The sequence below is a fragment of the Neoroseomonas alkaliterrae genome (assembly GCF_014199195.1).
Classification (GTDB): Bacteria; Pseudomonadota; Alphaproteobacteria; order Acetobacterales; family Acetobacteraceae; genus Neoroseomonas; species Neoroseomonas alkaliterrae.
In genome coordinates this window covers 331,606-351,172 of the sequence record NZ_JACIJE010000002.1, presented here as the reverse complement: position 1 = coordinate 351,172, position 19,567 = coordinate 331,606, and the positions used below count along the sequence as shown (strand labels likewise).

The following is a 19,567-nucleotide window of genomic DNA, read 5'->3' as shown; positions in this document are numbered from 1 at the left end:
CTGCGGGCCATCATCGCGCTTCGCCCGGCGCTGCGCCAGGAAGCGATTCAGCGCCTCACCACCCGGCGGAACGCCAGGAACAGCGCCAGCGCCACCACCAGCAGCCCCGCCGCCAGCAGCACCGGCGCCGCCGCCCCGCCAGTGGCATCCGCGAGCCGGCCCGCCAGCGGCGGGAAGCCCGTGCAGCCGGCATAGAACCAGACGAAATAGACGCCGAGCCCCTGCGCGCGGCGCTCCGGCGGCACCGCCATGGCCGGCAGGGCGGCGAAGACGGTGATGGGCAGCGCGTAGAGCACGCCATGCGCGGCCAGGATCGCCGCCGACCACGCCGTTCCGGCCAGCGTCAGCGCCACCGCCAGCGCCGCGGCGAGCGGGATGCACACCGCCACCATCGGCCAGACCATGCGCGCGCGCCGCGCCAGCACCGCGCCCAGCGGCACCGCGAGCAGGTTCACCCAGGACATCAGGGAGGCCGCGTGCCCCGCCTCCGCCACGCCGAGGCCGCGCTCGACCAGCAGCAGCGGCGCGAAGGTGACAAGCACCATGTAGGTGCCGTTGATCGCCGCCCAGCAGGCGCCGGCGAGGCACATCAGCCCGAATTCGCGGCGCGAGAGCCGCCCGCCCGCCGGCATCGGCGCCGACGCCCGCGCCGCCGGGCGCGAGGCCGCGGCGAGCGCGAGCAGCGCCGCCACCCCCGCCGCCGAGGCCACCAGGAAGGGCGCCTGCCACCCGGCCGAGAGCGCGAGCCCCGGCAGCATCGCCTGCGCCGCCGCGATGCCGATGGGCCATCCGACCACATAGACCGACATCGCCGGGAACAGGTCGGCCCCCTGGAAGCGGTCCTGCATCATCTTGGTCAGCAGCAGGATGACGAGCACCGTGCCCGTGCCCATCAGCAGCCGGCCCGCATGCAGCAGCAGCAGCGTCCCCGCCGCCGAGACGAGCCCGCCCGCGACGAGCAGCCCGAGGCCGAGCAGCACGCCCGTCCGGTCGCCGAGCCGCCGCGCCGCGAGGCCGAGCGGGAAGGCCAGCACGAGGCCCGGCAGCCAGAACAGCCCCACCAGCGTGCCGAACTGCGTCCAGTCCATGCCGAAGGCCGGCACGAGCAGCGGCCCGGAGGCCCCCGGCGCCTGGAAGAAGGCGCCGAGCGCGGCGCGCACCAGGAACACCGCCACGAGGAAGGCGACGACGCTCATCGCCGCCCGGCATCCGCTGGCGCGTGCATCAGCGCAGCCGCACGAGGCGCGAGGGGCCGCGCTGCCGGATCACCACGATGGCATCCTGCCGGAAGCGCCGCGCCAGCACGGCGCAGCGCGCCGCCGGGGCGCCGATCAGCAGGTGTTCCTCGCCCCAGGGGCGCGGGCGGCAGGCGCGGCCCATCCCCTCGCGCTGCGGCAGCCGCCGCGCGACCGCGCGCAGGCGCCCGAGACGGCGGCGGTTCCAGCCGGGCGGATGGCGCGTGCTGAAGGGATTCCACGCGCCCGTGAAGGCCGCCTGCCGCACGCCCAGGCCGGCCAGCAGCGCGGCGACCGCCGCGTGGCGCGCGCGCCATGCCGCGGCGAGGCGCGGATCGGGCGCGATCGGCACGGCGATGCCATCGGCCTCGAACAGCGTCGCGCGCCAGGCGCGGGCGAGGCGCGGGCCGGGCGCGATCGGCACGGCGATGCCATCGGCCTCGAACAGCGTCGCGCGCCAGGCGCGGGCGAGGCGCGGGCCGGGCGCGGCGTCCATGGTGGCCCTGCGGCTCACGGCAGGTGCAGCAGCATGCCCTTGAGATACTGGCTCTCGGGCAGCATCGGGTGCAGCGGATGGTCCGGCCCCGCGCCGCCCATGTGCAGGATGCGCGCCTCCCGCCCCTGCCCGCCGCGCCCCTGGCGCGACGCGCGCTGCACGCCCCAGGCGACGGCATCGGCGAAATCGCCGGCGCCGACATGGTGCGAGCAGGAGGCGATGAAGAGGAAGCCGCCGCGCGCGACCAGCGTGGCGGCCATGCGGGCGAGCTTGCCGTAGGCGCGCAGCGCCGCCGGCTGGTCCTTGCGCGTCTTGGCGAAGGCGGGCGGGTCGGCGATCACCACGCCGAAGCGCCGGCCCTCCGCGCCCAGGCGTTCCAGCGCCTCCATCGCCTCGGCGCGCAGCACGGTGACGCGGTCCGCGACACCGTTCATCGCCGCCGCCTCCCGCGCCGTCGCGAGCGCATGCTCGCTGCGGTCGAGCAGCGTCACCTCCGCCGCACCCGCCGCGGCGCAGCCGATGCCGAAGCCGCCCGTGTGGCAGAAGGCATCGAGCACGCTCGCCCCCGCCGCGAGGCGCGCGACGCGCGCGCGGTGCTCGCGCTGGTCGAAGAACCAGCCGGTCTTCTGCCCGCCCAGCAGGTCCACGGGGAAGCGCAGCCCGTTCTCCTCCACCACCGCGCCGGCGGCATCGCCCTGCAGCAGCCGCGTCTCCTCCGCGAGGCCTTCCAGCGCGCGCACGCCGGCATCGTTGCGCGCGACGATGCCGCGCGGGGCGAGCAGCGCCGTCAGCGCCGCGACGATGTGCGGCGTCGCGGCCTCCATCCCCGCGGTGTTCGCCTGCACCGCCAGCACGTCGCCGTAGCGGTCCACCACCAGGCCGGGCAGGCCGTCGGCCTCGGCATGGACCAGGCGGTAGTGCGGCGCGCCGAACAGGCGCTCGCGCAGCGCCAGCGCATCGGCCAGCCGCGCCCGGAACCAGGCGGCATCGCAGGCGGCGGCCGGGTCGGCATCGAGCCGCCGCGCCGCGATCAGGCTGTGCGGGTTGAAATGCCAGGCGCCGTGCCGCACGCCGTCATCGCCCTCGAGGCGCACCACGCTGCCCGGCGGCAGCGCCCTCGCGGCGGGCGTCATGGCGATCTCGTTCGAGAAGGCCCAGGGGTGCCCGGCCTTCACGCGGCGGTCGCGGCCGGGCAGAAGGCGGATCAGCGGACGGTCTTGCGATGCGGTCATGGCATGGGGACCATGCCGGGGCGCGGGTGTTCCGTCCACGCATGCGCAGTAGGGTTCTTCCATGCAGATCTGCCGGGACCTGCCCTCCCTCCGCGCCGCCACGGCCGCCTTCCGCGCCGCCGGGCGGCGGCTCGCCGTCGTGCCGACCATGGGCGCGCTGCACGAAGGGCACCTCGCCCTGATCGGCGCGGCGCGCGCCGCCGGGGCGGGTGCCGTCGCCGCCTCGATCTTCGTCAACCCGCTCCAGTTCGGGCCGAACGAGGATCTCGCGCGCTATCCGCGCGACGAGGAGGGCGACCTCGCCAAACTGCGCGCGGCGGGATGCGACCTCGCCTGGCTGCCGCCGGTCGAGGTCATGTATCCGCCGGGCAATGCCACGGTGATCGAGGTGGCGGGCCCCTCGGCGGGATGGGAGGGGGATGCGCGGCCCGGCCATTTCCGCGGCGTCGCCACCGTGTGCTGCAAGCTGTTCCTGCAATCCCAGGCCGAGCTCGCCGCCTTCGGGGAGAAGGACTGGCAGCAGTTGCAGGTGGTCACGCGCATGGCCGCCGACCTCGACATCCCCATCCGCATCCTGCCGGTGCCGACGGTGCGCGAGGCCGACGGGCTCGCCATGTCCTCGCGCAACCGCTTCCTCTCGCCGCAGGAAAGGGCGACGGCACCGCTGCTGCACCGCGCGATGACGGAGGCGGCGGCGGCGATCGGGGCCGGCGCGCCGGTTGCGGCGACGCTCGAGGGCGCGCTCGCGAGGCTGCGCGGCGCGGGCTTCGCGCCCGATTACCTCGCGCTGGTCGAGGCCGAGACGATGCGGCCCCTCGCCGCGCGGCGCGAGCAGGGGCCGATGCGGCTGATCGCGGCCGCACGCCTCGGCACGGTGCGGCTGCTCGACAACATCGCGGTCTGATCCCGAAGGGCGTGGACGCGGCTTGTCCGCCGCGCGCGGAACCAGGCGATGATGCCGAGCGGGCACAGGGTGATCCTGTGTCCGCAGGGCATCAGTCGCGGATCGCGAGCCCCACGCCCGCCAGCGTCAGCGCCAGCGCTCCGGCCTCGCGCCAGCCGAAGGGCTCGCCCAGCAGCAGCGCCGCGCTTGCCACGCCGATCACGGGCGTGAGCAGCGTGCCGAGCGTCGCGAGCGAGGCCGGCAGCCTTCGCAGCGCGGCGAACCATGTCAGGTAGCACAGCCCCAGCGCGAAGACGCCGCCATAGGCGACCAGCGCCCAGCCCGGCCAGGACAGCGCCATCAGGGCCGGCGGGTCCATCACCGCCGCGGCCACCGCCAGCGGCGCGATGCCGAGCCCGACCTGCCACACGGCCGAGGTCGTGGGCGGCAGGCCGAGCGGCCACCGCTTCGTCACCACCGTGCCGAGCGAGAACAGCACCGCCGCGCCGAGACCGAGCGCCACGCCGGGCAGTTTCTCGAGCCCCACCGCCACGCCCCTGCCCAGCACCAGCACCGCGAGCCCGCCGAAGGCCAGCCCCAGCCCCGCGAGGCGCCGCGGCCGCGGCCTCTCGCCCAGGATCGCCCAGGCCATCAGCACCGCCCAGACCGGCATCGTGTAGCAGACGATCGTCGCCTCCGCCGCCGCGAGCCACAGCAGCGAGAAGGAGGCGAGCCCCATCCAGGCCGTCACGTTCAGCACCGAGACGAGGGCGAGGCGCGGCCAGAGCGCGAGCGGCACCGCGATGCGCTCGCGCAGCGCCAGCGCCACCGCCAGCAGCACCAGGAAGCCGAGCCCGCCCGAGGCCGCGCGCGTGGTGAAGACCGGCAGTTCCGCCAGCAGCACCTTCATCGCCGGCCAGTTCAGGCCCCAGCCGATGGTGGTGGCAAGCAGCAGGGCGAGGCCGGCGGCGTCGGCACCGCGCGCCGGCGGGGCCGTCAATGCATGAAGTCCGGCTCTTCGCGCGCCAGGATGCGCTTGATGCTTTCGAGGTGCAGGCGCGCGCTCTCGCGGTCGCCTTCGCGCATCTGCTCGTAGGTGCGGCGCGCGATCGCCTCTGGCACGGGCTTGAGCGGCCGCCCGGTCGCCATGGCGAGGCGCTGCACCTCCGCCGCGCGCTCGAGGTAGTAGAGGTCGTCCCACGCCTCGGCGATGGAGGGGCCGACCACCATCACGCCGTGGTTCTTCATGAAGACGATGTCGGCATCGCCGATGCTCGCCGCGATGCGGTCGCCTTCCCGCTCGTCGAGGGCGAGGCCGTTGTAGTCCTCGTCCACCAGCGTCCGGCCGTAGAACTTCAGCGCGCTCTGCCCCGCCCAGACGAGCGGCGGGCCTTCGAGCATCGCGAGCGCGGTCGCGTTCGGCATGTGCGTGTGGAAGGCCGCCTTGGCGCGCGGCTTGTTCAGGTGCAGCCGGGCGTGGATGTAGAAGGCGGTGGCCTCCGGCACGCCGTCGCCGGCGATGACGTTGCCGTGGAAGTCGCAGACCAGCAGCCGCGAGGCGGTGATCTCGCGGAACGCCCAGCCATAGGGATTGACCAGGAACAGGTCGTCGCGCCCGGGCACCACGAAGGAGAAGTGGTTGCAGATGCCCTCGTGCAGCCCGAGCCGCGCCGCCATGCGGAAGCAGGCGGCGAGATCGACGCGCGCCTGGCGCACGGCCTCGGCGTCGAGTTCGGTGTTGCGCAGAACAGCGGGCGCGGCGGGCGCGCCGAGGGCATGGGCCATGGTGATCTCCTCCGGCGGAGGCAGGATCGCCGCCATGGCGCGCCCGGGCAAGGTGGCGCGGCAGGGCGCCGCGCCAGCCCCCTTCTCAGGCGGCCTTGCGGCGGCGCGTCACCGCCCCGAGGCCGAGCAGGCCCGCGCCGAACAGCGCCAGCGAGGCGGGCGCCGGCACCGCCGCCGCGGCGCGCACGACGAGCTGGTCGGCGAAGAAGAAGGCGCCCTCCGTCCCCGCCCATGGGCCATAGGGCTGGCCGTTGCCGTCCTGCCAGTCGCAATGGCGGTAGGTGTTGCTGAAATACGGCGTCGCGCAGGCGGCCGCGCCGGTCAGGTTGGCGTTCGTGGCCGCGAAGAGGGCGCCCGAGACGGGGTCCGAGCCGCCGAAGGGCACATTGGCGCCCGCGAAGACGAAATCCGTCGCGAGCGGCGCGAAGGCGAGTTCGGCCGCGGTCGGCAGGCGCCAGCCCTGGGTGGACTGGTAGGAGAGGTCGAGGCCCGAGGCCGCCGGGAGCGGGAAGGCCCAGGCCCAGTCGAGCCCGCCGCGCGTGATGTACGCGTTCGTCGGCACCGGCACGTCGAGATAGGCCGCCTCGGCGCCGCCGGGCGCGGCGGCGAGGCCGGCGGCGAGCGCGGTCGCCAAGAGAAGTCGCTTCATGCGGAAGGTCCCCTTCATTCTGAACGTCAGGCGCGAATTCCCCCTCGCGCCTCTCACGGGATATGCACCTCCCATGCCAGAAGCGTAGCAATCTGATTCTATGAGGTATTTTTTGATACGATCCGGCCGCGCCGATGCAACTGTAAGGTTTCCCGACACGGCCGCCATGCGGGACCGCGGCGGCACCTGGCGGCCCGCCGGGCGCGTGGCATGATGGCCCCGGGACACGCAATCCCGGAGGAAACGAACCCATGAATCGCAGGCTGCTCCTGGCCGGGGCGGCGGCTCTGCCGTTGGCCGCCATCAGGCCGACCGAAGGCCGCACGCAATCCGGCATCTCCGACGGCGTGGTGAAGATCGGCGTGCTCGACGACATGTCGGGCGTCTTCGCCGACCAGCAGGGAATGGGCGATGTCGTCTCCGCCCGCCTCGCGATCGAGGATTTCGGCGGCCGGGTGAACGGCATGCCGATCGAGCTCGTGCATGGCGACCTGCAGAACCGCCCCGATGTCGGCATGGCGATCGCGCGGCGCTGGTACGACCAGGAGCGGGTGGACGCCATCTTCGGCCTGGGCAACTCGGCCGTGGCGCTCGCCGTGCAGAACCTCTCGCGAGAGCGGCGCAAGATCGACGTGGTGGTCGCCGCGGGCACCACCGACCTCACCGGCCCGGGCTGCTCGCCCTACGGCGTGCACTGGACCTACGACAACTACGCGCTCTCGCGCGGCACCGTGGGCGCGGTGATGCAGGGTGGCGGCAGGCGCTGGTTCTTCATCACCTCCGACTACGCCTTCGGCCATTCGCTGGAAGCCAACGCCACCGCGGCGATCCGCGCCCTGGGCGGGCAGGTGGTGGGCGGCGCCCGCGTGCCGCTGGGCGAGACGGACTATTCCTCGCACCTCGTGCGCGCGGCGGGCTCGGGGGCCAATGTCGTGGGCATCGCCGCGGCGGGCACCGACTTCATCAACATCGTCAAGCAGATGGGCGAGTTCGGCCTGATGCGGCGCGGCATCCAGCCCGCCGCCCTGCTCTGCCTGCTGACCAACGTGAAGGCGATCGGCCTCGAGACGGCGCAGGGCATGGTCTTCACCGAGGCCTATTACTGGGACCAGAACGACGCCACGCGCGCCTATGCCGAGCGCTTCGCCCGCATCCACGGCCGCCCGCCGACCATGTTCCAGGCGAGCATGTGGGGAGCGGTGACGCACTACCTCAAGGCGGTGCAGGCCGCCGGCACGGATGCCACCGAGCCGGTGATGGCGAAGATGCGCGAGATGCCGATCAACGACTTCATGACGAACAACGGCACGATCCGCGCCGATGGCCGCGTGATCCGCGACATGTACCTCATGCGCGCCAAGCGCCCGGGACAGAACCGCGGCGAATGGGATCTCCTCGAGGTGGTGCAGACCATCCCGGGCAACGAGGCCTTCCGCCCGCTCAACGAGGGCGGCTGCCCGCTGGTGCGCTGAAGGCGGCGCGCCGCTCAGCCGGCCCCTTCCGGGGGCCGGCGCAGCGCGATGTCGTAGAGCGCCTCGCCGTTCAGCGCGAGGAAGGCAACCGGCCAGCCCGAGCGCACGGCAAACTCGCACACCGCCTGGTGCACGCCGAAGACGCCGAAGCCGGGGCGGACGATGCGCGCGAAGTCGTTGAACACCAGCATCCCGCCCGGCTTCACGCGCGGGGCCGCGGCGGCGATGTCGGCGACCACCGCCTCGTAGGAATGGTCGGCGTCCACGTAGATCCAGTCGAACACGCCGGCCCCGGGGCCCGAGAGGAAGGCGGTGGTCATCGTCTCGTGCCGCCGCACCCGCGGGTCCGCGAGCACGTCGGCGCGGCAGAGGGCGAAGCTGACATCCACGAGATGGAGCTCCTCCGGCTCCACGGTGTCGAGGATGTGCCGCGCGAAATCGCCCCGCCAGGTGCCGAGTTCGCAGACACGCCCGCCCTTGGGGAAGTGCCGAAGCATCTCCCAGCGGCTCGAGATCAGCCGGCCGCCGTCGAGTTGCGCCTGCGGGATGTCGGGCGCGGAGGGCGGCGGCGGCTGGAAGGCGAGGCGCGCGAGACGGCCGAGCGCCTTGAGCCCCTCCGGCAGGAGGCGGCGCAGGCGCAGTTCGGCGCGGTAGCTGCGGTCTTCGGTCATGCGCGGGCGGCGCGGCTCCCTCTCTCGCGGCCATCGGCCGGGCGATGCCGGGGCTTATGGCGCGCGGGCGGCCGGACCGCCAGGGCGGTGGCCCGATTTTCCTGCCGGCCGATGCGAGGATGGTGCTAGCCTGAACAATCATGGCGCCCCTGCCTCCCGCCGCATCTCCGTCGGCCGCCGCGAACGACGACCTCGAGTGCCCGCACTGTGGCGCCCCCGTCGTGCAATGGCGCTGCGATGGCTGTGGCGCGACATTCCCCCGGGTGCTCGGCGTGCCCTTCCTCGGCGCCTTCGAACCCGCGGACGCGCTGGGCCTGATCGAGATCGTCGCGAACGCGCCGAACCGTGGCAGCCTGCGCCTCGAGCCAGACACCGTGGCGCGCCTCGACGCCCTCTGCGCCTCCTACCACGCCGCCCCCGACAAGGAGGCGTTCCGCGCCGCGCACGCGGAAACGCAGGCCTGGTGGTTCGGCCATCGCTACGCCGAATGGCGCGCGGTGGAGACGCTGCTCGAAGGGCTCGACATCGCCGGCGCAGCGGTGCTCGACATCGGTGCCGGTCAGGGCTTCGACGCCTGGCGGCTCGCCCTGCGCGGCGCCCGCGTGACCGCCCTGGAGTTCAGCCCCATCGTCGCCGAGGCGGGCGCGCAGAGCTTCCCGGAGCTGCGCTGGATAGGCGGCTTCGCCCATGCCCTGCCGTTCCGCAACGCCTCCTTCGACCATGTCTTCATCAACGCCGCCCTGCACCACATGCGCGACCTGCCGGCGACCATCGCGGAGGCGCTGCGCGTGCTCCGCCCCGGCGGCTGCCTGATCACCAGCGGGGATCCGTTCCGCGCCGACACGACAGGCCCTGCGCTGGAGTTCGACGTGTTCGACCGGCACGAGGCGGTCCTGCTCGGCATCAATGAGCAGATTCCGCCCCTGTCGGATTTCCTCCTCACCATCGAGCGCAACCGCGCCGTGTTGGCGCCTGAGATCTTCACCCAGGTGCTGCACGGCGGCCGCTCCGGCAGCGGCCCGGCGCTCGAGGAGTGGACGGCCTGGGACCTCGATGCCGATGCGCCGATGCTCAAGGCCCGCGCCGGCAGCCTCGCGATGCGCATCCGCCTGACCGCGCCCTGGCCGCATCCTCGCGCGCTGCAGCGCGAGGGCGTGCTGCCGCCCGCAACCTTCGTCGGATGGCTGCGGGATCCCGCGCGCGCCGTGGCGGAGATCGCGCGCATCATTCCGCGCGCCATGCTCGACACGCCCTTCCCAGGCGCGCCCGCGAAGTTCGATCTCATCAACGGCTGGCGCGTCGCTCGATCCACCGCGACGACGCGCACCGCCTACCGGCGTGCGCGCCTGTTCCGCAGCCGCGGCGCCGAGCCCCGATTGCGATTCGAGGCGCGCAGCAACCAGCCCGCGCGGATCACGCTGCTCGTCAACGCCGTGCCTGCCGGCACGACCCCGATCGGCGCCGACTGGACCGCGCTCGAGGCCGACATCTCCGCCGTGCCGCCAGGCGAGCCCTTCGTGCTCGAGTTCCAGCGGGAGGGGGAGCCGCCGGATTTCGACGCCGGCTGCTTCGAGGTCCGGCTGCCGGCTGCGCGCGCCGCGCTGGGCGCCAGGCTGAGGGACCTCCTGCCGCGTCGGCTGCGGCGACTGGCCGGAATGGCCTGAAGCGGATTCCGGGCCGATCGGATCGCCCGGACGGATGAACGAGGCCCGCAACACGCAGACACGGCCGCGAGGCGGGACGAGCGGCTCCGGCACCGCCATCCGCAAGTCCTGTGCCGGTTCTCAGCCGCGCAGGATCTCCACCAGCCGCGCCGCCGTGGCGTCCCAGTCGTTCAGGCGCCGCCCGGTCTCGCGCGCGCCTTCGGCCAGCGCCGCCCGCCGCGCCGGATCGCACAGCGCGGCCATCGCCTCCGCCAGCGCCCCGGGTGTGAGCGCGCGCGCGAGCAGGCCGTCCACACCATCGCGCAGTTGCTCGGCCAGCCCGCCCACCGGCGTCGCGACGACCGGCACGCCGAGGCCGTGCGCGACCGGCGCGACGCCGCTCTGGCTCGCCTCGCGATAAGGCAGCACGACCGCATCGGCGCCGGCCACCATGGCGGCCATCTCGGACTCGGACAGCCAGCGCGCCTCGACCGTGACGCCCGGCAGCGCGGCGAGGCCGGGCGCGAGGGCCTCGACATCGCCCTCCCCGGCGACGAGAAGCCGCGCCTCGGGATGGCGCGGGGCGAGCAGCCGCCAGGCGTCGCGCAACAAGTCGAGCCCCTTGTAGGCGCGCATCCGCCCGACATGGACGAAGCGCACCGTGCCGTCCGCCGCGCGAGGCCGCTCGGCAACCGGGGCGGGAAGAAGCGCGCCGAGTTCGAGCCGATGCACCGCAAGGCCCGGCCGCCGCCGGGCGATGCCCGCCGCGACGCTGTCGGAGAAGGCGATCACGCTTTCCGCAGCGTCGAGCTCGCGGGTCAGGCGCCATTCCCAGAAGGCGCCGGGATCGCCGGGATGCGGATCGGCGTCATGGACCATGGGCACGAAGCGCAGGCCGGCGCGCTTCAGCCCCGGCGCGACCAGCGGCGTCCAGAGGTGGGTCATCACCGAGACCACGACATCGGCGCGGAAGTCCAGCGCCTGGCGCCGCAGCCGCCGCGCGAGCAGCGGCAGGCGCAGGAAGCCCGCGGCGAATCCGGCGGCGCTGGCATAGGTCGGCACCGCATCGAGCGGCATGCCGAGCGCGCGCATCGGGCCCAGCAGATCGGCCTGGGCGGAGAGCGAGAGCGCCAGCCCGACATCACCGCGCCGGCGCAGCGCATCGGCCAGCGCGAGGGCGAGCTGCCCGCCGGCACCCTTGCGGCCCCAGTACCAGAGCAGGATGCGCATGAGGCGGCCTCAGCCGCGCCGGCGCAGGCCGGCCGATCGCAGCAGCCCGACCACGCGCTCCCGCGCCCGCCAGAAGGGGCTTCGGCGCATGCCGTCGAGTTCCTGCCGCAGCGTGGACAGCGCTGCCTCGAGCCCGGCGCGGTCCGCATCGCGCGCCTCGCGCAGCGCCGTCATCGCCGCGGCGAGTTCAGCGGCCAGCGCCGCCTCGGGATCGCCGGCGGCCATCGCGGGCGGATAGCCGAGCCGTGCCTGCATGGGGCCGTGCAGCGCATCGAACAGCGCGGGGCAGCAGGCTTGCAGCTCGGCGATGTTGCGCGCATCGCTTCCGCCGCGGAAGTGCGTCGGCGCAAGCGCGTTCAGCGTCGCGAACTCCGCCGGCGGCGCCGGGGCCGGCGCATGTCCGAGGAAATCCCCGATCGCCGCAAGCGCGCCGGGCGAAGGCCCAGCGAGATCCTCGTAGCGCAGCACCAGGCGGCGGCTCAGCGGCGCATCCAGCCACGCCGCGACATGGGCCGACCAGGAGCCGAACTGCACCGCGCCCGCGACCACCTCGGGCATCGTATGCCCGACATCGCCGGGCCGATTGCGGTAGTGCCAGTAGGAGGCCAGCGCCGAGCGGCCGTCGCGCACCACGCAGATCGCAGGCCAGTCGCGGCCGGGCGGCGGCAGGTTGTGCGTCTTGACGAGAAACGTCTCGTCGGAGGCGGCCATCTCGGCCAGGGCATCCTCGCCGAGCGGCCCATGCGGCTCGAAGCCGACGATGGACGCAAGTTCGGCGCCGATGTCCCGCGCGTCGCCGTCGCCATGCACCGACCAGCTGCGGAGCCCGAAATGCCGGCTCAGCAGCATCCGCAGCAGGGTATTGCCGGAGCGCGGATAGGAGGCGAGCCAGACGATCATGCGCGGGGCGGCGGCGTCGCGGCGGTATGGGCGCCGCTCATCCGCGCTGACGCAGCCCGAGGCGGCGCAGGACGCCGATGACAACGCCGCGCAGCTTCCAGAACGGGCTGTTCTTCATGGACGCGATCTCGATCAGCGCGCGCTGCAGCTCGCCCGCAACGCGGCCCGAGCCACCCCGGCGCCGCGCGCGTTGCAGGAACCCGGCGCCCTCGGCAAGCGAGGCCTGGATGCCCGCCTGGTAGCGGCGGAACTCCTCCCAGCCGGGGCCGGGCCGGGGCCGCGCGCCGGATTCGACACCCGCGAGCGCGGCGCGGAAGGCCGACATCGCCGTCGCGGCCTGCGCCGCCGTGGTGAAGCGCGCCGCCTGGGCGATGCCGGCGGCGCGGCGGGCAGCCCGCGCCGCCGGATCCGCGAGCGCGACCAGCGCAGCGGCCGCGGCCTCCGCATCCTCGGGCTCGACGAAGATCGCCGCCTCGCCGCCCACCTCGATCAGCGAGGAACTGGCGCAGGTGACCACCGGGCAGCCGCAGGCCATCGCCTCCAGCACCGGCATGCCGAAGCCTTCGTAGCGCGACGGGTAGACCAGCGCATGCGCGCCCGAGTAAAGACGGCGCAGGGTCTCGTCATCCGCCTTGACACGGCGCGCCTTCACCTCGGGCACGGCGGCGCGGAAGGCGGCCTCGACCTCCTCCGCCCCGCCGACGCACAGGATCTCGAAGGCATGGCCCTTCGCGGCGGCGAGCGCGGCCGCGCGGAAGGCGAGGATGCCGTTCTTGTAGCCGCCCGCGCCGCTGCGGTCGCCCACCATCAGCAGATAGTCGCCCCTGATGCCGAGCGCGCGGCGCGTCTCGGCGATCTCCGCCTCCGTCGCCGGGCTGAAGCCGGGCGGCAGGCCATTAAGGGCGATGGTGATATCGGCCTCCGCGACCTCGGGATGCAGCCGCGCGAGGTCGCGGGCGGAACTCGCCGAGACCATGGCGTGCCCGCATGCATGGCGGATGGCGCGCGCCTTCTCCTGCCACACCTCCTCCGAGAGGTCCTCGCCCGTCATCTCCGGGATCATGTCGTGGCCGAAGAAGAAGGAGGGCGTTGCGGTTGGCGACGAATAGTAGGTCGAGACGAAAAGGTCCGCGCCGAGCTCCCGGCAGATCCGTTCGAGCAGCAGGCTGTCCTCGCCGGTGCGCGCGTAGTCATGCGCCGCGATGCCGCGCATGTGCACCCCCGGGATGCGCGGTGCGGTGCCGGCGCGGTCGAGGAGCACGAAGTGGTCGGCAAGCCCGGCCTTCACCCATTCCTCGAGCATGGAGTGCCAGACGCGCCCGATGCCCGAGGCGAGATACTGCCAATAGATGCCGTCCACCACGATGCGCGGCCGGACAGGCACCGGCGGGGGTTCCGGCGCGGCATCGGGCGCGCTGAACGACCAGGCGCCATCCGCGCCCTGGCGCGCGAGCGGGGCGACGCGCAGCACCGTGGCGTCGTCGAAGACCGTCCCGTCGTTCACCCAGTCGAAGTGGTCGGCGAGCAGCCCAGGGCCAGGCCGCGCGAGCAGCGCACGCCAGCGCGCCGTCGCGCCGGCATAGCCGTAGTAGCTCTCCTTGAAGGCGAGCTGCGCCTCCGTGACATAGGCGAAGTGCTGGAACACGCAGCCGAAGGCTTCGGTCTCGTCCTGCGTGAAGGGCGCGAGCGTCGCGATGTCCACGGGCGCGCAACCATCGGGCGCGGGGCGGACCAGCGTCGGCGGCTCATGCGCGGCCCAGTGGTCGCCCGGCCGGAAGCGCCAGGTCCGCAGCCATTCCACCGCCGGGTTCTGCGCGTAGTTGTTGCGCGTGGCGATGACCTTCTCCGGCCCGACGAAGTACCAGCACCAGTAGTAGGCGGCGCCGCGCGTCGGCTCGGCGATGAAGCGGCGGCGCATCTCGCTCACCTGCTCCACGGTCCAGAGCTCGTCGGCGTCCATCTGCCACAGCAGGCAGGTCTCGCGGATGTTGGGCAGCGGCGCGTTCACCATCTCCCGCTTGCCGTCCCAGAAGGCGCCGGGCGGCTTGCGGTAGAGCGTGACGCGGTCGGGGAAGCGGCGCGCGAGATCGTCGAGGTATTCGCTCGTGCCGTCGGTGCTGCGGCCCTCCCGGTGGATGGAATCGGTGACCTTGCCGCCGTTGGCGGTGCTCCAGGCGGTATCGTGCTTCAGCGCGGCGACGCCCTCCACCACGTGCCAGTGCCAGCGGAAGGGCAGTTTCGCCAGCATCGTCTCGTGATAGCGGATGAAGGGTTCGCCATTGAGGACGATGGTGAAGAAGTGGACCGGCAGGTCTTCGGCATCCGCGCGGCGGCGGAAGGCCGAATAGCCGTTGCGCAGGCTCTGGTCGTCGGCGATGAGCTCGTAGTTCGGGTCGAGCAGCAGCCGCTGGCGTGCCCGGAAGCATTTGTAGGTGTTGGTGTCATCGAGCAGGATCAGCCGCGCGCCGAGCACCTTCTCGAGCTCGACCTCGCCGGTGAATTCCGACCCGTCGATCAGCACCAGGTCGAAATGCTCGATGCCGTGCTCGGCCTTGATGCGCTCGATCGCGCCGGCTTCGACGCCCGCGCCCTCGACATAGGCGATGTCCTGCTCGAGCCAGCGCAGCACCTCGTCAAGCGGGAACTTCCGCAGGCCCGATTTCTCGTTATGGTAGAAATTCTTGACGTCGTCCTCGCTCGGGAACTCCGAGGGTGCGACAGAGGACATGTTGTAGCAGTGCACGAAGGGCCGGTCGGCGTAGGTCTGGCGCAGCACCTCGAAGCGCGGCCTAGAGACCTCGATGCAGAACAGCTTCGGCTGGCCCGGATTCCTCGCGAGCCCGGCCACGAAGGCCTCGGTGCTGCCGCCGCCCGCGGAGGAGCCGATCTCGAGGACATGGCGCAGATCCTCGGTCGCCGAGAGCTCCGTGATCAGCCGGTAGAAGGCGTCGTTCTTGATCTCGGGAGGAATGATGCGGTCGAGGTCCGAAACGGCTTCGGATGGGCTCGTGCTCGTCAAGGGGGTCCGCTCCGCGCGCCGGGGGATGGGGTGGGCACGCGCCGAATGCGCACCCGAAAGGCTGCAACCTGGGGTGGTGCGCTAGTTGACGCAGTGGGAAAGGTCAAGGTCCGCCGCTCGCCCTCACTCGTCCGCCGGAGGCTGCGGAAAGCGGAAGGTGCCGAGGAATATGTCGGGCCGCGAAGGATTGCAGGGCGCGTCGAGCGGCGTCGGGAAGAAGCCGGTCTCCGGCTCCAGTTCGGCGACGTCGCGGCGCAGGAGCGTCACCTCGAGGACGCAGGGGAAGGGGACGCCCCCGATCAGCGCCGCGCCACCCCAGTTGTTGGCGTGCACATGCACAACCGCATGGCTGCGCGTAAGATGCGTCAGCGCGGCCTCGGCCTCCGCGAACCAGCGGTCCCCGCCGATCCGGTCGAACCAGTGAAACTCGATCAGGATCTGCCGGAACCGCTCGAGCGGCGCCGTGGCTTCCCCCGCCGCGAGGACCGGCCACTCGGCGGCCTCGACATCCATCTTGAGCACCAGGTCGCCGGCCTCCGGCAAACCGGAGAGCGCGATCAGCGAGCGCAGCGTGCGGATGTTGTTCACATCCACGGTGCCGATCCCGAGGGGCTGCCAGGCAAGCCCGGGGGCGGTGCCCGGCGGCGCGGTGATGGTGTGGTCGAATTGCGCGACGGGGCAGCCATGGCCGAGCATCGCGCGGTCCCAGGCATCGTCATCGCCGATGCCGATCGAGATGGCCCCCGCGAGCCCGCCCCAGTCCTCGACCATGACATAGCCGCCATCCCGGGGCGGGCCGACCCTGACCTTGCGCGCATCGCGCGGACGGAACGGCGCGAGCAGCGCGGCGAGCCGGAGGATGCGCGCGCGCTCGCGGCTCAAGCTGGCAATTTCGTCGAGCGGTTCGGCTGCGATTGCCTCCACCGGCGCACCCGGCACACCGGGCAGTCCGCCATGGGCGCCCATCGCCTCGAGCTTCCGCTCGAGCGCCGCGAACCGTCGCGCCTGCTCACGCTCCAGACGCCCGAGGCGCAGCGCCTGGCCCTCGTCGATCCGGTCCAGCCGCATGGCCTGCGCGCGCATCACTTCCAGCGCCTGCCGGCCGTTCAGCAGCAACTCGCCGAGGATCCCCTTGATCCGCGCCACCGGATTGTTCATGCCCCGATGGCCCTCCCCTTCGTTCTCGTCTCGGGGCGGCACGCTGGCGCGGCGCGATGCCGCGCGCAAGCGGCTTCGCGCGGCCGGGCCGATTTCCCGGCGGTGCGGGAGGCGTGCATGATGAGGCGCGGGCCGCCCATGCCGGCGCCGAATGTCAGGAGTTCCAGGACCAGGTGGACCCGAACCCGCTCCCGGCCGACCCGGGCAAGCCCCTCGTCAGCGTCGTCACCGTCTGCCGCAACGCCGCCGCGACCCTGCAGGCCTGCCTCGAGAGCGTCGCCGCCCAGACCTGGCCGGCGGTGGAGCACATCGTCATCGACGGCGTCTCGACCGACGGCACGCTCGCCATGCTGGAGGCCTGGCGCCCGCGGCTCGCCGTCCTGGTGTCGGAACCCGATTCGGGCCTCTACGACGCCATGAACAAGGGCGTCGCGCGCGCGAGGGGCGAGTTCGTGCTGTTCCTGAACGCCGACGATCTCTTCGCCGGGCCGGATGCGCTGCGCGACGCCATGGCCGCGATCGCCGCCGATCCCGGAGGCGACGTGTACTACGGCTCGCTCGAGGTGCGGATCGGCGGGGAGCGGCACGTCTACGCCCCGCCGCCGCCCGAGAAGGCCGCCGAGGAGATGGTGCTGGGCTGCCTGCCCCACCAGGCGACGCTCGCCCGGCGTGCGGTGTTCGAGCGCACCGGCCCCTTCGACCTGCGCTGGCGGCGCCATGCCGACTACGCATGGTGGCTCGCGGTGATCGGCGATCCGGAGATCCGGCTGCGCCGGATCCCGACCGTCATCGCCTCCTTCGCGATGGGCGGCGCCTCCTCCGATCTCGCCAAGGGCCAGCCGGAGGTCTTCGCCATCCAGAACGCGGCGCCGCTCTATCGCAGCGCGGAATGGGACAGGCGGCGGATCGAGATGTTCCAGCAGGCCTGGCTGCGCGAGCGGATCGAGGCGGCCCGGCTGCGCGAAGCCCTGGGCGCGCCAGCGGCCCCCGCCTCCCTCCCCGGCAGGCTCGCGCGCCGCCTGCCCGCCGGGCTGACGGCACGGCTCCGCGCGATGGCGCAGTGGTTCCGGACCTCTTGACCCGCGGCGGCGCGGGCCTTCCGGGGCAGCGCCGTGGCTGCTAGACACCCGCCGGCCCCGGCGCACCCCCTGCCTGGCGGGCCCATCTCGGAAGGACCAGGATGTCGGAACAGAAGAAGGTCGCGCTCGTCACCGGCATCACCGGCCAGGACGGTTCCTACCTGGCCGAGCTGCTGCTCGCGAAGGGCTACGAGGTGCACGGCATCAAGCGCCGCTCCTCCTCCTTCAACACGGGCCGGGTGGACCATCTCTATCACGACAGGCACGTGCCCGGCGCCTCCTTCCGGCTGCACTACGGCGACCTGACGGATGCCACCAACCTGATCCGCGTGCTCGCGCAGGTGCAGCCCACCGAGATCTACAACCTCGGCGCCCAGTCGCATGTCGCGGTGTCCTTCGAGACGCCGGAATACACCGCCAACTCGGACGCGATCGGCACGCTGCGGCTGCTCGAGGCGATCCGCATCCTCGGCATGGAGAAGACGACGCGCTTCTACCAGGCCTCGACCAGCGAGCTCTACGGCAAGGTCCAGGCGGTGCCGCAGGACGAGACGACGCCCTTCTACCCGCGCAGCCCCTACGCCGCGGCCAAGCTCTACGCCTACTGGATCGTGGTGAACTACCGCGAGGCCTACGGCATCCACGCCTCCAACGGCATCCTCTTCAACCACGAGAGCCCGCGCCGCGGCGAGACCTTCGTCACCCGCAAGATCACCCGCGCGGTGGCGGCCATCACCCTCGGCAGGCAGGATTGTCTCTGGCTCGGCAATCTCGATGCCAAGCGCGACTGGGGCCACGCCAAGGACTATGTCGAGGGGATGTGGCGCATCCTCCAGCAGGACACGCCCGACGACTACGTGCTCGCCACCGGGGAGACCCACACGGTCCGCCACTTCTGCGACCTCGCCTTCGGCGAGGCCGGCATCAGGCTCGACTGGCAGGGCAAGGGGGTGGACGAGGTCGGCGTCTGCCGCGCCACCGGCCGCGTCCTCGTGCGGGTGGACCCGGCCTATTTCCGCCCCACCGAGGTGGACCTGCTGATCGGCAACCCGGCCAAGGCGCGCCGCGTGCTCGGCTGGCGGCACACCATCACGCTGCAGGAGATGGCGGCCGAGATGGTCGCCTCCGACATCGCGGAACTGAAGGCGAATGGCTGACCCGGCCGAGGTCTTCGCGCTGCGCGGCGCGCGCGTCTATGTCGCGGGGCATCGCGGCATGGTCGGCTCCGCGGTCGCGCGCCGGCTGGCCGCCGAAGGCTGCGAGGTGGTCACCGCCGACCGCGCCATCGCGGACCTCCGCCGCCAGGACCAGGTCGAGGCCTTCATGGCGCGGGCGAAGCCCGACGCGGTGGTGGTCGCCGCCGCCAAGGTCGGCGGCATCCTCGCCAACGACACGCTGCCCGCCGAGTTCCTCTACGACAACCTGATGATCGAGGCGAACCTGATCGAGGCGGCGCACCGCAACGGGGTGAACCGCCTGCTGTTCCTCGGCTCCTCCTGCATCTACCCGCGCGAGGCGCCGAACCCGATCACCGAGGACGCGCTGCTGACCGGCCCGCTCGAGAAGACGAACGAGTGGTACGCCATCGCCAAGATCGCCGGCATCAAGCTCTGCCAAGCCTACCGGCGGCAGTACGGGCGGGACTACATCTCGGCCATGCCCTGCAACCTCTACGGGCCGGGTGACTATTTCCACCCCGAGCGCAGCCACGTCATCCCGGCCCTGCTGCAGCGCTTCCACGAAGCCGCGCGCGAGGGGCGGGAGAGCGTGACCTGCTGGGGCAGCGGCACGCCGCGGCGCGAGTTCATGCACGTGGACGACGTGGCCGATGCCTGCGCCTTCCTGCTCCGCCACTATTCGGGCGAGAGCCACCTCAACATCGGCACCGGCACCGACATCACCATCCGCGAACTGGCCGAGCAGATCGCGCGCGTGACCGGCTTCAAGGGCCGCATCGACTGGGACACCTCGAAGCCGGACGGCACCATGCTCAAGCGCATGGATGTCAGCCGCATCGCCGCGCTCGGCTGGCGCGCGCGCATCGGCTTCGCCGAGGGGCTCGAGGCGACCTATCGCTGGTTCCTCGACCAGCCCGCCCTGCGCACCTGACGGGCG

At 72.8% G+C, this 19,567-nt stretch carries 17 protein-coding genes; 6 read left to right on the top strand and 11 right to left on the bottom strand.

Annotation, left to right across the window (positions count from 1 at the left end; translation table 11 throughout):
• Positions 1-47: 47 nt before the first annotated feature.
• The 3 genes from FHS88_RS05060 to FHS88_RS05050 are packed head-to-tail and all read right to left on the bottom strand — an operon-like array spanning position 48 to position 2,963.
• Entirely contained in the window at positions 48-1,196 is a 1,149-nt protein-coding gene (locus FHS88_RS05060) for an MFS transporter (RefSeq protein WP_184481944.1), read from the bottom strand.
• 28 nt (positions 1,197-1,224) lie between these two features.
• On the bottom strand, positions 1,225-1,749 hold the full coding sequence (locus FHS88_RS05055) for a DUF3293 domain-containing protein (protein WP_184481942.1): 525 nt from the start codon (positions 1,747-1,749) through the stop codon (positions 1,225-1,227).
• Positions 1,746-2,963 carry a class I SAM-dependent rRNA methyltransferase gene (locus FHS88_RS05050; RefSeq protein ID WP_184481940.1) on the bottom strand — a complete coding sequence of 406 codons (1,218 nt, stop codon included), beginning with the start codon at positions 2,961-2,963 and terminating at the stop codon, positions 1,746-1,748. Before FHS88_RS05050 ends, FHS88_RS05055 begins: the two co-directional genes overlap by 4 nt.
• A gap of 61 nt (positions 2,964-3,024) precedes the next feature.
• Between FHS88_RS05050 and panC the strand changes: the two genes are divergently transcribed.
• The gene (gene panC / locus FHS88_RS05045; protein WP_184481938.1) at positions 3,025-3,867 is read left to right on the top strand and encodes a pantoate--beta-alanine ligase; all 843 of its coding nucleotides are present in this window, start codon (positions 3,025-3,027) and stop codon (positions 3,865-3,867) included.
• 91 nt (positions 3,868-3,958) lie between these two features.
• Here panC and FHS88_RS05040 read toward each other — a convergent pair whose 3' ends face one another.
• The 3 genes from FHS88_RS05040 to FHS88_RS05030 form a co-directional block, all read right to left on the bottom strand.
• Entirely contained in the window at positions 3,959-4,846 is an 888-nt protein-coding gene (locus FHS88_RS05040; protein WP_246419465.1) for a DMT family transporter, read from the bottom strand.
• Entirely contained in the window at positions 4,843-5,631 is a 789-nt protein-coding gene (locus FHS88_RS05035; RefSeq protein ID WP_184481936.1) for an aldolase, read from the bottom strand. Before FHS88_RS05035 ends, FHS88_RS05040 begins: the two co-directional genes overlap by 4 nt.
• Positions 5,632-5,716: 85 nt before the next feature.
• Complete coding sequence (locus FHS88_RS05030) at positions 5,717-6,280, bottom strand: PEP-CTERM sorting domain-containing protein (RefSeq protein ID WP_184481934.1); 564 nt, start codon at positions 6,278-6,280, stop codon at positions 5,717-5,719.
• A gap of 251 nt (positions 6,281-6,531) precedes the next feature.
• Here FHS88_RS05030 and FHS88_RS05025 point away from each other — a divergent pair, with 251 nt between their 5' ends.
• Complete coding sequence (locus tag FHS88_RS05025; protein ID WP_184481932.1) at positions 6,532-7,752, top strand: ABC transporter substrate-binding protein; 1,221 nt, start codon at positions 6,532-6,534, stop codon at positions 7,750-7,752.
• A 14-nt stretch (positions 7,753-7,766) separates the two neighbouring features.
• Here the strand turns inward: FHS88_RS05025 and FHS88_RS05020 are convergent, their stop codons facing one another.
• Complete coding sequence (locus FHS88_RS05020; RefSeq protein ID WP_184481930.1) at positions 7,767-8,423, bottom strand: class I SAM-dependent methyltransferase; 657 nt, start codon at positions 8,421-8,423, stop codon at positions 7,767-7,769.
• 263 nt (positions 8,424-8,686) lie between these two features.
• Here FHS88_RS05020 and FHS88_RS05015 point away from each other — a divergent pair, with 263 nt between their 5' ends.
• Positions 8,687-10,087: a methyltransferase domain-containing protein gene (locus FHS88_RS05015; protein WP_184481928.1), complete on the top strand. Its 1,401-nt coding sequence runs from the start codon at positions 8,687-8,689 to the stop codon at positions 10,085-10,087.
• A 120-nt stretch (positions 10,088-10,207) separates the two neighbouring features.
• Here the strand turns inward: FHS88_RS05015 and FHS88_RS05010 are convergent, their stop codons facing one another.
• The 4 genes from FHS88_RS05010 to FHS88_RS04995 all read right to left on the bottom strand — a co-directional run bounded on the left by FHS88_RS05010 (position 10,208) and on the right by FHS88_RS04995 (position 16,373).
• Positions 10,208-11,296, bottom strand: a complete 1,089-nt coding sequence (locus tag FHS88_RS05010) for a glycosyltransferase family 4 protein (RefSeq protein WP_184481926.1) — start codon at positions 11,294-11,296, stop codon at positions 10,208-10,210.
• 9 nt (positions 11,297-11,305) lie between these two features.
• Positions 11,306-12,196: a sulfotransferase domain-containing protein gene (locus FHS88_RS05005; RefSeq protein ID WP_184481924.1), complete on the bottom strand. Its 891-nt coding sequence runs from the start codon at positions 12,194-12,196 to the stop codon at positions 11,306-11,308.
• A gap of 37 nt (positions 12,197-12,233) precedes the next feature.
• On the bottom strand, positions 12,234-15,215 hold the full coding sequence (locus FHS88_RS20745) for a glycosyltransferase (RefSeq protein WP_184481922.1): 2,982 nt from the start codon (positions 15,213-15,215) through the stop codon (positions 12,234-12,236).
• 123 nt (positions 15,216-15,338) lie between these two features.
• On the bottom strand, positions 15,339-16,373 hold the full coding sequence (locus tag FHS88_RS04995) for a class I SAM-dependent methyltransferase (protein WP_184481920.1): 1,035 nt from the start codon (positions 16,371-16,373) through the stop codon (positions 15,339-15,341).
• Between the two features lie 113 nt (positions 16,374-16,486).
• Between FHS88_RS04995 and FHS88_RS04990 the strand changes: the two genes are divergently transcribed.
• From FHS88_RS04990 to fcl, 3 genes are all read left to right on the top strand, one after another.
• Positions 16,487-17,452 carry a glycosyltransferase gene (locus tag FHS88_RS04990; RefSeq protein ID WP_184481918.1) on the top strand — a complete coding sequence of 322 codons (966 nt, stop codon included), beginning with the start codon at positions 16,487-16,489 and terminating at the stop codon, positions 17,450-17,452.
• A gap of 101 nt (positions 17,453-17,553) precedes the next feature.
• Positions 17,554-18,609: a GDP-mannose 4,6-dehydratase gene (gmd, locus tag FHS88_RS04985; RefSeq protein ID WP_184481916.1), complete on the top strand. Its 1,056-nt coding sequence runs from the start codon at positions 17,554-17,556 to the stop codon at positions 18,607-18,609.
• Positions 18,602-19,561, top strand: a complete 960-nt coding sequence (fcl, locus tag FHS88_RS04980; RefSeq protein ID WP_272872798.1) for a GDP-L-fucose synthase — start codon at positions 18,602-18,604, stop codon at positions 19,559-19,561. Before gmd ends, fcl begins: the two co-directional genes overlap by 8 nt.
• Positions 19,562-19,567 lie beyond the last annotated feature (6 nt).